Here is a 13,320-nt window from a genome sequence, read left to right on the forward strand (position 1 = left end):
TCTTGGGCACGGGTGCGGTCGGCTGCGGACGGAGCGAATAGATGGTCACGCCGCCACCTGCATCGGGTCGCCGCGCTTCTCTGGCGGGACGTTCGCCGCGAACCAGTCCGCCACCGGCTTCAACGCCGCGTGGGCGAGATCGCGTTCGAGATAGCGCCACACACGCGGGCAGAGCGAAGGGTAACGCGGCTTGCCGTCGCGCTTCCACAGACGCGTGAAGATGCCGAGGATCTTCGCGTTCCGCTGCGCGCCCAGCACATGATAGGCAACATCAAAAGCCTCGCCCGCGCCGGTCGCCGCGCGATAGCGATCGAGCATCGCGGCCTCGGTCGCATCCGGCACGTCACGGCGCGCATCCTGGAGCAGCGAGACGAGATCATAGGCAGGATGGCCAGCCAGCGCGTCCTGAAAGTCCAGCAGTCCCAAGCCTTCGCCACCCTCGATCAGCATCAGATTCTCGGCGTGGTAGTCGCGCAGAACCGTGACCGGGCGATGACCATCGGCAAGCGGGGCCAGAACCGCCTCCCATGCCGCGCGATAGCCGGCAACGTCGATATCAAGCCCCACCGCCGGGCAATACCATTCGACCAACAGCCCCGCCTCGCGCTGGTACACCGCCAGATCATAGGGCGCCGCGACCCCCGCCTCGACCTGATGCAGCCGCACTAGCAGATCGACGGCGGCGCCGTACAATCCCAGTTCGCGCGCCGGCTCGGCATCGACGGTCTCACGCAGCCGCACGTCGCCGAAATCCTCGAGGAGCACCAGGCCCTGCGCCAGATCCTCCTGCAGGATCTCGGGAGCCGCAAAGCCCTGCCCGCTCAGCCAGCGGGCGACGTCCAGGAACGGTCGCGGATCCTCGTGCGGCGGCGGCGCGTCCATCAGGATCGCGCTGCGGTCGCCGTCGACCACGCGGAAATAGCGGCGGAAGGAAGCATCGCCGGCGACGGGCAGGATATCCGCCCCTTCCCAGCCTGCGGATGCGAGAAAAGCGGGCGCGCCAAGCGGCGGAGTCATGTCAACGGCCATCGGCCTTCCCATGCCGCCGGCACGCGCGCTGTCAAGCGGCGGGTGCCGTCCGCGGCGACGTCCAGCGTCAGCCACAGCGCATCGCGCCAATAGCCCTCGCCCAGCCGCTCCGGCCACTCCACCAGCAGCAGCGAATCGATCCGCGCGTCCTCCAGGCCCAGTTCCTCCGCCTCCTCCGGATCGTCGATACGATAGAGATCGACATGCAGCACCGGCAGCCGCACCTCGGGCACGTCATAGGGCTGAACGATCGCGAAGCTCGGCGACGGCGCCTCGCCCTCCAGCCCCAGGGCTGCGAGCAGCCCGCGGGCGATGCTGGTCTTGCCCGCTCCCAGAGGGCCGGACAGGGCGACGACGTCGCCGGGGCCGACCACGCCCGCGAGTTTGGCACCGAGTGCCAGCGCCTCGTCCAGCGAGGCGAGCAGGATCGTGTCTTCGGTCATCCGCGCGGCAACTCCACCGTGACGAGCGTCCCCTGCCCCGGCTCGGAGATCAGCTCGATCCGACCGCCATGCGCCTCGACGAACTGCTTGGCGAGCGGCAGCCCCAGTCCCAGCGCGCGGTCCCCGCCGCGCGAAGTGCCGACCTGCGCGAACCGGTCGAACGCCCGCGCTACCGCCTCGGGGGCCATGCCGGGGCCGTCGTCGCTGACGATCACCCGCGCGACCCGTGCATTGCCGTCGAGGTGGAGCAGCACGCGGCCGCCCTCGGGCGTGTGCGATACCGCGTGGCGGAGCAGATGCTCGACGGTCTGGCGGATGCGACGGGCATCGCCCTGCACCACGCCGGCGGTGCCGGCATCCTCGATCACCAGCTCGATCGCCTTGCCCTTGGCGAGCGGCGCGATCACGTCCGCTGCGCTGGTCGCCGCCAGCTCCACGTCCACCGTCTCGCGCTCGATCGGCTGGCCCTCGCTCTGTGTCAGGTCGAGCACGTCGTCGATCAGGCCGCCCAGCCGGTCGACCGACATCAGGATCGCCTCGACATATTCCTTGCCGTCGGCGCTCAGCTTGCCGGCGAAACCGCCCTGCAGCATCTCGCCGAAGCCCTTGATCGAGGTGAGCGGCGTGCGCAGCTCATAGCTCATATTGGCGACGAAGGCGGTGCGAACACGATCTGCCGCCTCCAACGCCTCGTTGCGGTCGCGCAGCGCACGCTCCACCCGCTGGCGATCGGTGGTGTCGAGCATCGTCACCAGCGCATTGCCGTCGGGCAGCGGCACCGCGGCGATGTCGAAATGCCGGCCATTGGCGAAGGTGATGCTGGAGCCGCGCTGCTGCCGATCCTTGGCCGCCAGCCGGATAAGGTCGCCGATGATCTCCGCCCGCGCGGGGTTGACCAGCTTGCCCCCCGCCGTCTTGACCAGCGTGCCGATCTGGGGGTGCCCGTCCAGGAACCCGTCCTCGAACCCCCAGACCTGGCGGAACTTGCGGTTCCACAATTGCAGCCGGCCCTTGCCGAACACCGCCACCGCCTCGGCAAGGCTGTCCAGCGTGGCGGTGCGCACCTGCTGCATCTCGCCATGCTCGCGCTGCAGCTCGAACTGCTGGGTCTGGTCCTCGAAGATGAGGAGCAGGCCGCCCTCGGGCAGCGGCTGGCCGACGACGCGCAGATGGGTGGTGCCGATGCTCCAGCTTTCCTCCACAGCCTCCGGCGCGGTGAACCACTCGCGGCGCTCGGCCTTCCAGGCAGGGAAGTCGCGCACATCGGGCAGCTTGCGGGCCTCGCGCATCCGCTCCAGCACGCGATCGAACTCGGGGCGGTCGGCCAACCATTCGTTCTTCATCGCGAACAGGCGGCGGAACGGCTGGTTGCAGAACACCAGGCTGCGGTCCGAGCCGAACTGCGCGACGCCGGCGGACATGCGATCGAGCATCGCGCGCTGCGCCTCTCCGAAGCGCTTCAGGCCGCCGCGGGCGCGCTCCAGCTCCTCGATGTCCACCGCGAAGCCGGCAATGCCGCCGGTCGGCAAGGGCACGTCGTGCAGGCGGAGCATGCGCCGCGCGCCGGCGATCGTGGCGGGCATCGCCGCCGATTGCGGCTCCTGCGTGTCGCGCGCGATCGCGGCATTGGCGAGCGGACCGCCCAGCCCCGCCCCGTCGACCAGTTCCAGCCCGCGGGCCACCACATCCTCGGCATCGCGGCCTTCCACGGCGCGGACATAGGCAGTGTTGACCATCAGCAGCCGCAGATCGGGCCCGCGATACCACATCGGCATCGGCGCGGCCTCGATCAGCGCAGTGAGCGCATCGAAGGCCGCGCGGAGACGATCGGCCTCGCGCTCCAGCGAACCGACCTCGGCCTGGCTGTCGGTGGCGTCGAGCACCCAGAGGAGCACGCTGCCGGGGGTTTCCACCGCCTCCGAGGCGCGCTCGCCCAGCACCAGCAGCATCCGCTCGGAGCCGCGCACCGGCAGCGACAGGCGGAAGGACTGGCCGGCCCGCTGCGCGGCCTCGACCTGTTCGCCGAGCAGGGCGACGTCCTCGGCCTCCAGGCCGGCATCCTTCTGCGACAGCTTGGAAAGCGACTCGACCGGGCCGTCCAGGCCCAGCCAGGCAGCGAGCCGCGGCGACATCTCGATCCGGCCATCGGCACGCACCACCATCGGCAGCGCGGGCGAGGTGCGCGAGAAGCGCAGCAGCCGGCGGTTCTGTTCATAGGCGGTGCGCGCCGCCGCGCGTGCGGCAAGCCCGGCATAGAGCGCCCAGATCGCGGCGATCAGCACGAAGGCGATCACCGCGCCCGCAATCGCAGCGCTGCTCTGCGAGAGAATAATCACCGGAAGAGACGCCGACCCACCATCGCCCCATCCTTATGCGAAACCGCGTGCAAACGAAAAGGGGCCCGGCCATCGCCGGACCCCTTCCTGGTCGTTTTACGTCGGACGATCAGAACTTCACGCTTGCCGCGATCCGCGCATAGCGGCCGAGGATGCCGGAGAAGTAGGTGGTCGTGCCGCCACCCGCCGGCGCCGGATAGGGCGGGCTGACGTCGAACACATTGTCTACGATCAGCTTCAGCCCGAACTGCTGGTTGACCCGAACGCCGAGCGTGGCGTTGATCATCCACCAGTCCTTCACGCCCGTGATGTTGCGGGTGTTCGGCGCCTCATCGAGATCATAGGCGCCCTTGCCGGTGTACTGGGCCTGCACCAGCGCGTTGAAGTGGTCGCTCTCGTAGGTAAGGTTCGCCGTGCCGGAGTGGCGCGGATAGCCGATCTCGCCCGCCGAATGGTTGACGTCGCCCACGCCCACGCGCGTTTCCAGCTTGTCCCGGTAGAAATAGTTCACCGAGAGGCCGGCAACGCCGCTGCTCGTCATGCCCAGCCGCGCCAGCGGCAGGCGATAGGCCGCCGTCACCGTCAGGCCCGACGTCTCGTAGGACGAGGCATTGTAATAGCCTTCGCGGATGCTGGTGATCTGCCCGCTCGAATCGCGGGTAACGAGGCCGCAGAAGCTGTTGGGATAGTCGGCCGAATCGTAGCAGGCGTTCAGGATGTCATCGCCGCCCAGCGAGACGATCGCCTGCTTCAGGCGAATGTCCACCCAATCGACCGCCACCGTCAGGCTCTTGGCAAAGCGTGGCTGGATGATCGCGCCTGCCGTCCAGCTGTTCGCCACTTCGTTGCGCAGGTTCGGATTGCCCGAAACCGTCACCGGCACCGTGAAGTTGCTGTAGTTCGACACGAACGTCGCCGAGTTGATGCCCGCCGCACGGCAGTTGGCCTGGCGCACGGCCGGGTTCGGGCCGCTCTGATAGTTGTTGAGGTCGCACGGATCGGCGCCGCTGTCGAACGCACGCGAGGTCGGGTTGAACGCCTCGGTGATGGCCGGCGAGCGGATCGAGCGGGTGTAGTTGCCGCGGAAGGTAAGGTCCGAGATGAAGCCGAGACGACCGCCCGCGGTCCAGGCCCAGTCGCCGCCGGACAGCGAGTTGTCGACATAGCGTGCGGCGCCGTCGAATTCGGCCGTCTTCAGCCAGCTGATGCCGTTCTTCGCCGTGACGAACGGGATCACGAGTTCGCCGAACGCCTCGTTGGTGTGGAAGCGGCCGCTCAGCGGGTCGATCGGGATGCTGCGGCCATATTGGGTCCGCGTGCCGTCGCCATTGTCCTGGCCATAGTAGAAGCTGCCGGGATCGAACGAGGTCTTTTCCCGACGATGCTCATAGCCCGCCGAGATGCTGACGTCGTTGCCGAACAGCGTGGCGATCGGGCCGGTGACGTTGGCGTTGAACACCAGCTGCTCGTTGGTCGAGACCGGACGGGCGATCGCGAAGATATAGTCCTTCGCAGCCTGGCTGGCCTGGCCGATGCCCAGGATGTTGAGCGGAGCGCAGGTCTTGCTGATCGTGTCGGCGGTCGAGTTCGTCACGCCCGGACGGCAGGTGATGTTGCCGCTGGCGTCGCGCACGGCGTCGATCGCGTTGAAGAAGTTCTGGTTGTCCAGCTCGTAGTTGCGCCCCTTGGTCTGCGAGCGGCCGTAGTTGACCGAGGCTTCCCAGTTGAAGGTGCGGCTGCCGACACCGAAATCGCCGGCCAGACCGCCGACGAAGCGGTAGGTCGAGATGTTCGCCTCGGCGCGGCCGGTGGTCAGGTCGCTGAGCGCACGACCGACATAGAATTCGTTCTGGCCGGCCGGGAGGTTGGCGGCGATCGTCGCACGATCGGCGCTGCTCAGATACGGATTGTTGAGCGAGACGATCAGGTTGCCGTCGGGCGTGCCGGCATCGTCGAACAGGCCGGTATTGTAATTCGGCTGATCGATCAGGTTGACGCCCTTGGTGTGCGTGTACCAGCCTTCGCCGAAGAAGCGGACATGGTCCGTCAGCTCATAATTGAGCTGGGCGCTGGCGATATAGCGCTCCGAGCTGGTGAGCAGGTTGCTCTGCGCCGGCAGATCGAAGCCGTTGCCCCCGCTGCTGATATAGCCCTGCCGCAGCACGGTGCCGAGATCGAGCGGCACCAGCGTGCCGTTCGAGCCGAACTGGAGAAGCTGGCCGGCCGCATTGCGGATGCCCGAGCGGCTGGCGAGATAATCGTCCGCGCTGAACGGCACGCCGCCGATGGTGAATGCCGAATAGCGCTGCTGCGGATAGAGAAGACGACGATATTGTGAGGTCGTCGAGGCGGGCGGCGTCCCGAAGAAGTTGCCCTGCGCGGTGATCGCACGGTCGCTGGCGACGAGGCCGGTGGTGTGGTTGTATTCGCCCGACACCACGATGTTGCCGCGGCCCTCGGCGAAGTTCTTGCCGGCAAGGACGTTCAGCCGCGCTTCCGGCGCATCACCGCGTTCGGAAATGCCGTACTGGCCGCCGAACTCGAGGCCCTGATAATCCTTCTTCAGGATGATGTTGACCGTGCCCGCGATCGCGTCCGAGCCATAGATCGGCGCGCCGCCCACGGCGACCGTCTCGATGCGCTGGACCAGTGTGGTCGGGATGTTGTTGAGGTCGACCTGCGTACCCGGGCTGACCGGACCGAAGATGCTGGCGGTGTTCGACGAGACGAAGCGGCGGCCGTTGACCAGCACCAGCGTGCGCTGCGTGCCGAGGCCGAAGAAGTCGACGAAGGTCTGCGACGGGCCGAACGACGACTGCGCGCCGACCGAGCTGTTGCCCGGAGGGCCGAACGCCGGGATTTCCTTCAGTGCCTGCCCGACATTGGTGTAGCCGCGCGACTCGATCTGGGCGGCGCCGACGACCTGGGTCGGCTGCACGGTGTCGAACTCCGGACGCGCGATGCGCGAGCCGGTGACGACGATCTCGGCGGGCTCCTGCGCGGCGGCGGGGCCGTCCTGCGATGCAGGCGCGCTGGTCTGCGCGACGGCGGGGCTGGCGAGCTGGACGAAGGCGAGAACGGCGACGGAAGCCGTGAGACGCAGGCCGGCACCCCGGCCGGAAACATTGAGACGCATGTACGAACCCCTTTTCTGTACGCTTCGGTACGGTCCTGCCCTCGGTCGAGCCCATTGCTGCGTCCGGGATTTTGCCGAGATTGCAGGCGCATTTCCGAAAACGAACAGAAATGGCCGCCGGATGCAGCCGCTGACACAAAGGTCACGCTTTCCGATATAGCGTTGCCGAAGTGCAACACGTTCGTCACACACATTAGTCGAACATGAAAAAGGCCGCCCCCTTTCGGGGACGGCCTCCATCCGTACAGCGCGGGCGCGCCGGACGATCAGTAACGGTAGTGATCCGGCTTGAACGGGCCTTCCGGCTTCACGCCGATATAGGCCGCCTGCTTCTCGCTGAGCTTCGAGAGCTGGACGCCCAGCTTCTCGAGGTGCAGCGCGGCGACCTTCTCGTCGAGGTGCTTCGGCAGGACGTACACTTCGTTCTTGTAGTTCTCGCCCTTGGTCCAAAGCTCGATCTGCGCCAGCGTCTGGTTGGTGAAGCTGGCGGACATCACGAAGCTCGGGTGGCCGGTGGCGCAGCCCAGGTTCACCAGGCGGCCCTTGGCGAGCACGAGGATCTGCTTGCCGTCCGGGAATTCGACCAGATCGGTGCCCGGCTTCACTTCGGTCCACTTGTAGTTCGAGAGCGCGGCGATCTGGATCTCGCTGTCGAAGTGGCCGATATTGCAGACGATCGACATCGGCTTCATCGCCTTCATGTGATCGGCGGTGATCACATCGGCATTGCCGGTCGCGGTCACGAAGATGTCGGCGCGCTTCACGGCCTCATCCATCGTGACGACCTCGAAGCCCTCCATCGCAGCCTGTAGCGCGCAGATCGGATCGATTTCGGTGACCATCACGCGGGCGCCGCCGTTGCGGAGCGACTGGGCCGAGCCCTTGCCCACGTCACCGAAGCCGGCGACGCACGCGACCTTGCCGGCCAGCATCACGTCGGTGGCGCGACGGATCGCGTCGACCAGCGATTCCTTGCAGCCATACAGGTTGTCGAACTTCGACTTGGTGACGCTGTCGTTGACGTTGATCGCCGGGAACGGCAGCTCGCCCTTCTTGGCGATCTCGTACAGGCGGTGCACGCCGGTGGTGGTCTCTTCCGAGACGCCCTTCAGGTTCTGCACGGTCTTGGTGAGATAGCCCGGATACTTGGCGACAAACGCCTTGAGCGCGCGCTGGAACTCGACTTCCTCGTCATTCTCCGGCTCGCCCAGCGTCGCGCCGGCTTCCAGCTTGGCGCCCCACAGCGCGAACATGGTCGCGTCGCCGCCGTCATCGAGGATGATATTGGCGGTGGTGCCGTCGGTGTCCGCACCCCAGTTGAAGATGTCGCCGACATAGTCCCAATACTCGGCCAGGCTCTCGCCCTTCACGGCGAACACCGGCACGCCGGTGGCGGCGATGGCGGCTGCGGCATGGTCCTGCGTCGAGAAGATGTTGCAGGTCGCCCAGCGAACCTGCGCGCCGAGCGCGGTCAGCGTCTCGATCAGCACCGCGGTCTGGATCGTCATGTGCAGCGAACCGGTGATGCGCGCGCCCTTCAGCGGCTGCGACGGGCCGAATTCCTTGCGGAGCGCCATCAGACCGGGCATTTCGGTCTCGGCGATCTCGATCTCCTTACGGCCGAAATCGGCAAGCGCGATGTCCTTGATGACATAGTCGTTGGTAGCCACGGGCTGCTTCTCCAGTTCAAGCAAAATGCAGGCGCACCGGGAGTCCTCCCGGCCGCATGGATGCGCCCGTAGCCGCTTCGGATCAGGCGCGCAATGTTAATATAAAGATATCTTTATATGCCGTTCGGCAAGATTCAAGCGGTGCCCGTGCTATTTGCAAGCAGCCGGGGATCGATGCCCGCGCCGACAAACCCCTCGGCCCATCGTGCGTACACATCGGTGTCGTAGAGCAGGCCGATATCGGCGGGCGTGTTGAACCAGCCATGGCGGGTCAGCTCGCTCTCCAGCTGCCCCTCGCCCCAACCAGCATAGCCGAGCGCGACAAGCCAACGGCTCGGTCCCCGCCCCTCCGCAATGGCACGCAGCACGTCGATCGTACCGGAAAGCTGCCAGCGCCCGGCGACGTCGATCGTGTCCTGCCCGCTCCAGTCGGCGGAGTGCAGGACGAAGCCACGGCGCGGTTCCACCGGCCCGCCGAAATGCACAGGCACATCCGGGACGTCGCCTGGATCGATCTCGAACTGTTCGAGGAGATCATGAAGGCCCAGCCCTTCGATCGTCGCGCCGATGCCGATGCCCAGCGCGCCTTCCGTGTCGTGCGCGCACATCGCGATGACGGCACGCTCGAACCGCGGGTCGCCGATTCCCGGCAGGGCCAGCAGGAACTGGCCGGTCAGTGAAGGCGCCGAATCCATGATCCCCACCATATCGTTTGCACTCCCTACGAGCCACGCTTGAATTTGTTTCGCGGGATGCGATGGAGGCGGCGCGGCCATGCGGTCGCAGGATTCGCAAAGGAGAGAGCAGCATGACGATCCAGACCGGCGATCGCATCCCCGACGCCACGTTCGTCAAGGTAACCGCCGAGGGCCCGGACCAGGTGAGCGCCCCCGCCTATTTCGCCGGCCGCAAGGTCGCGCTGTTCTCGGTCCCCGGCGCCTTCACCCCCACCTGCTCGGCCAAGCACCTGCCGGGCTTCGTGGAGAAGGCTGACGAGATCAAGGCCAAGGGCGTCGACGAGATCGCGTGCACCGCCGTCAACGATTTCTTCGTGATGAAGGCCTGGGGCGATGCCAATGGCGTTTCGGACAAGGTGACCATGCTGGCGGACGGCAATGGCGGCTTCGTCGAAGCGCTGGGGCTGACGCTCGACGGTTCCGCCTTCGGTCTCGGCACGCGTGGCCAGCGCTTCGCGATGATCGTCAATGACGGCGTCGTCGAGCAGCTGTTCGTCGAGGCGCCGGGCGCGTTCGAGGTCAGCTCGGCGGAATATGTGCTGAGCAAGCTCTGATCGTTTCGCCGACTTGCCAGAGTCATCTTCCGCGCTTAGCGATGGAAGATGACTCAAGCTTCCGATATCGTCGCCGACCTCGATCGGCTCTATCGCGCCTCGGTCGAACGACTGCAGCAGGCGCTCAACCGCTACATCACCGATGGCACGACGCCGGATCCCGAAACGCGGACCGACGGCAGCTTCGCCTATCCGGAACTCCGCGTCACCTATCGCGGCGGCATCAACAAGCCGATCCCGCGCCGCTCGTTCGGTCGGCTGGTAGAAGCGGGCGACTATCGCATCACCGTCACGCGGCCCGCGATGTTCGCCGACTATCTGACCGAGCAGCTGACCTTCCTGATCGAGGATTATGACGTCGAGGTTCACGCGGTTACCGGGCGCCAGCAAATCCCCTTTCCTTATGTGCTTGATCCCAACACGATCCTGAGCCTGGACGACATCTCGGCCACGGAGCTTGGACGCCATTTCCCCGCGACCGAGCTGTCGCACATCGGCGACGAAATCGCCGACGGCATCTGGATCAGCCAGGACGAGACCCGACCGCTCGCGCTGTTCGATGCGCTGCGCACCGATTTCTCGCTCGCCCGGCTGAAGCATTATACCGGCACGCCGGTCGAGCACTTCCAGCAATATATCCTGTTCACCAACTATCACCGCTATGTCGACGAGTTCGTTCGCTGGGCCTGCGCACAGCTGGGACCGGACAGCCGTTTCACCGGCGTGTCGGGCGCGGGCGGGATCGTGATCGAGGACGCCGCGGATGCAGACCGGCTGGTCAGCGACGGTGCGTGGCGGCGGCACCAGATGCCGGCCTATCACCTGATGGCGGAAGGCCGCACGGGGATAACGCTGGTCAATATCGGCGTCGGGCCTTCCAATGCCAAGACGATCACCGATCACCTCGCGGTCATTCGCCCCGAGGCATGGCTGATGATCGGGCATTGCGGCGGCCTGCGCCCCAGCCAGCGGATCGGCGACTATGTCCTGGCGCACGCCTATCTGCGCGACGATCACATCATGGACGACGTGCTGCCGCCCGAAATCCCCATCCCCGCCATCGCCGAGGTGCAGCAGGCACTGGCGCGTGCAGCGGAAACCGTTTCCGGCCAGTCCGAGGACGAACTCAAGCAGCGGCTGCGGACCGGCACCATCGTCACCACGGACGATCGCAACTGGGAGCTGCGCTATTCGCAGTCGGCGCTGCGCTTCTCGCTGAGCCGCGCAGTGGGCGTCGACATGGAATCCGCGACGCTGGCGGCGCAAGGCTATCGCTTCCGCGTACCCTATGGCACGCTGCTCTGCGTTTCCGACAAGCCGCTCCACGGCGAACTCAAGCTCCCCGGCCAGGCCAACCGTTTCTACGAGCGCGCGATCGCCGAGCATCTCAAGATCGGCATCGAAGCATGCGAGGAACTTCGGCGCGAAGGCGCTAAGCTGCATAGCCGCAAGCTTCGCGCGTTCAACGAACCGCCATTCCGGTGATGCGAAAGGGCGCTCCGGTTTCTGCCGGGGCGCCCTTTGCTGCTCAGAACACGGTTTCGAGCAGCACCACGCTCGGATCGCCGTCGACCTCGCGGGCGACAAAGCCCATCTCGCGCTCCAACTCGATCGCCAGATGGTTTTCGCGGCTCTCGATCGACTGCAGCCGCTTCACGCCCCGTGCCCTGGCTTCGGCGCTGATATAGTTGAGAAGGCTCCAGCCTACTCCCTGCCCCTTGCGATCCGCACGGATCGAGATCGCGACCTCGGCGGTCTCCATTGCATCGTCGCAGGCGAGCATCCCCGAGCCGACCAGTTCCCCCTCGGCGGTGAATGCGAGATAGCTCTCGGTCTGGTGGTGATCGACATGGATCAGCGCCGCTGCCTGATGCGGCTGGAGCTGGGGGCTGGCGGTGAAGAAACGGAAGCGGCGATCCTCGTTCGACACGTGATCGAAGAAATCCCGGAGCAGCGCCTCGTCCTCCGGGCGGACGGTGCGCACGTCGATGATGAGCCCGGAGCGGGTCGGCAGCTGGACGGGCTCGGCAGTGGTCGCGGTCATGACGGTATCTCCCGGGGATGCTGGTGAAGCGGTAAACCTATCAGCGGCGTGCACGTATCCGTAAAGATCGCAGGCGTCACGCCAGCACGGTCGCGGCGCCTGCCGGCTGCGCTTGCGGTGCCGGCATCGTTACCGACACGACACGATTCCGCCCCGCCTGCTTGGCAACATAGAGCGCGCGATCGGCTTCGGTCACCGCACATTGCCATACGCCGCTGCCGTCCGCCGTCTCGGCATGGCCGATGCTGATGGTGCACCGAAGGACTGCGCCGCTCTCGATGGCGATCGCCAGGCCTTCGACTGCGGCACGCAACCGCTCGGCAAGCGCGGCGGCGCGTTGCGCCTGCGCGGGCAGCACCAGGAATTCCTCGCCGCCAACCCGACCGATCACGTCGCCCGGCGAGACCGTATCCGACAGCGTCTGCGCGACGGCGCGCAGCACCGCGTCACCGGCGGCATGCCCCCAGCCGTCATTCACCTTCTTGAAATGGTCGACATCGATCATCAGCACTGCAAGGGGGCGCTGGTGCCGCGCCGCCTGAGTCGCCCGCGCCGCTCCCTGCTCCCACACAACGCGCCGGTTGACGAGGCCGGTCAGCGGATCGCGCGAGGCATGACGCAGCAGTTCGGCATCGAGCTGGCGCGTGAGCATCCACAGAAAGCACGGCGTGATCGCGCAGGTGAGCACCAGCCGAGAGGTAAGCCCGAACGCGGTGGTCGGGTCGGAACCGCCATCCGCCGCCGGGTTGAACAGCCACCACAGCATGCGGCTGAGCAGCAGTAAGGCCCAGAGCGCATGGATGGCGGCGGCAAGCCGCGCCACCGGCCGCCGGGACTCGTCCGCGCATTGCCACAAGGCGGTCGCAGCACCGACGGTGAGAATACCGCGCACCGCGCAGCCCAGCGCAACCATCACGCGCATATTCTCGTAGTGAGACAGCACATAGCCGACCTCGACCAGCGCAAGCGCCGCGGCCGGACCCAAGATCCAGAGCTCGCTGCGCGGGCGGCGGAGATAGAGGACCACCGCCACGACGTTCAGCGCCGCACCAAGGTCGATCAGCAGATTGCCGATCAACCCGAGCCATCGCGGCGAAAGGGCGAAGGCGGGAAGCATCAGCACGCCGAAACCGATGGAGAAGGCAAGATAGGCCATGCACCAGGCAAGGAGGCTAACCGGCGGCACGAAGCGCGGTCGGATCCAATAGGCCAGTAGAAAGGCGAGGCTCGACAGCAGCGAGATCAGCGCATTCACGGCAATCAGCGTTCCGGCATGCAAGATCATTTCCAGCTGCTGCATTCCTGACAATGTCCGCGTTAGACCGCTTCCAACAATATAGCGCACATATGCAAGCTCGACTGGGCAGGCGA

Annotated in this window: 10 protein-coding genes; 2 read left to right on the forward strand and 8 right to left on the reverse strand. The window is 66.4% G+C overall.

Annotated features, from left to right (window positions below; translation table 11 throughout):
- Positions 1-45: 45 nt before the first annotated feature.
- The 6 genes from OIM94_RS04885 to OIM94_RS04910 all read right to left on the reverse strand — a co-directional run bounded on the left by OIM94_RS04885 (position 46) and on the right by OIM94_RS04910 (position 9,309).
- Positions 46-1,017 (reverse strand): aminoglycoside phosphotransferase family protein, encoded by a 972-nt coding sequence (locus OIM94_RS04885; RefSeq protein WP_264608978.1) that lies wholly within the window; start codon positions 1,015-1,017, stop codon positions 46-48.
- On the reverse strand, positions 1,014-1,472 hold the full coding sequence (tsaE, locus tag OIM94_RS04890) for a tRNA (adenosine(37)-N6)-threonylcarbamoyltransferase complex ATPase subunit type 1 TsaE (protein ID WP_264608979.1): 459 nt from the start codon (positions 1,470-1,472) through the stop codon (positions 1,014-1,016). Before tsaE ends, OIM94_RS04885 begins: the two co-directional genes overlap by 4 nt.
- The gene (locus OIM94_RS04895; RefSeq protein ID WP_264608980.1) at positions 1,469-3,808 is read right to left on the reverse strand and encodes a sensor histidine kinase; all 2,340 of its coding nucleotides are present in this window, start codon (positions 3,806-3,808) and stop codon (positions 1,469-1,471) included. The genes tsaE and OIM94_RS04895 overlap by 4 nt, the downstream gene beginning before the upstream one ends.
- Positions 3,809-3,917: 109 nt before the next feature.
- On the reverse strand, positions 3,918-6,944 hold the full coding sequence (locus OIM94_RS04900; RefSeq protein ID WP_264608981.1) for a TonB-dependent receptor domain-containing protein: 3,027 nt from the start codon (positions 6,942-6,944) through the stop codon (positions 3,918-3,920).
- Positions 6,945-7,210: 266 nt separating this feature from the next.
- A complete protein-coding gene (gene ahcY / locus OIM94_RS04905; protein ID WP_264609835.1) occupies positions 7,211-8,629 on the reverse strand; it encodes an adenosylhomocysteinase in 1,419 nt (472 codons plus the stop codon).
- A gap of 119 nt (positions 8,630-8,748) precedes the next feature.
- Positions 8,749-9,309, reverse strand: coding sequence for a YqgE/AlgH family protein (locus OIM94_RS04910; RefSeq protein WP_413716392.1), 561 nt, complete (start codon positions 9,307-9,309; stop codon positions 8,749-8,751).
- 113 nt (positions 9,310-9,422) lie between these two features.
- Here OIM94_RS04910 and OIM94_RS04915 point away from each other — a divergent pair, with 113 nt between their 5' ends.
- Positions 9,423-9,905: a peroxiredoxin gene (locus OIM94_RS04915; RefSeq protein ID WP_264608983.1), complete on the forward strand. Its 483-nt coding sequence runs from the start codon at positions 9,423-9,425 to the stop codon at positions 9,903-9,905.
- A 48-nt stretch (positions 9,906-9,953) separates the two neighbouring features.
- Positions 9,954-11,390 carry an AMP nucleosidase gene (locus OIM94_RS04920; RefSeq protein ID WP_264608984.1) on the forward strand — a complete coding sequence of 479 codons (1,437 nt, stop codon included), beginning with the start codon at positions 9,954-9,956 and terminating at the stop codon, positions 11,388-11,390.
- Positions 11,391-11,433: 43 nt separating this feature from the next.
- Here the strand turns inward: OIM94_RS04920 and OIM94_RS04925 are convergent, their stop codons facing one another.
- Positions 11,434-11,949, reverse strand: a complete 516-nt coding sequence (locus tag OIM94_RS04925; RefSeq protein ID WP_264608985.1) for a GNAT family N-acetyltransferase — start codon at positions 11,947-11,949, stop codon at positions 11,434-11,436.
- A gap of 76 nt (positions 11,950-12,025) precedes the next feature.
- Positions 12,026-13,249 (reverse strand): sensor domain-containing diguanylate cyclase, encoded by a 1,224-nt coding sequence (locus tag OIM94_RS04930; protein WP_264608986.1) that lies wholly within the window; start codon positions 13,247-13,249, stop codon positions 12,026-12,028.
- Positions 13,250-13,320: the final 71 nt, after the last annotated feature.

This window comes from Sphingomonas sp. R1 (assembly GCF_025960285.1).
Classification (GTDB): Bacteria; Pseudomonadota; Alphaproteobacteria; order Sphingomonadales; family Sphingomonadaceae; genus Sphingomonas.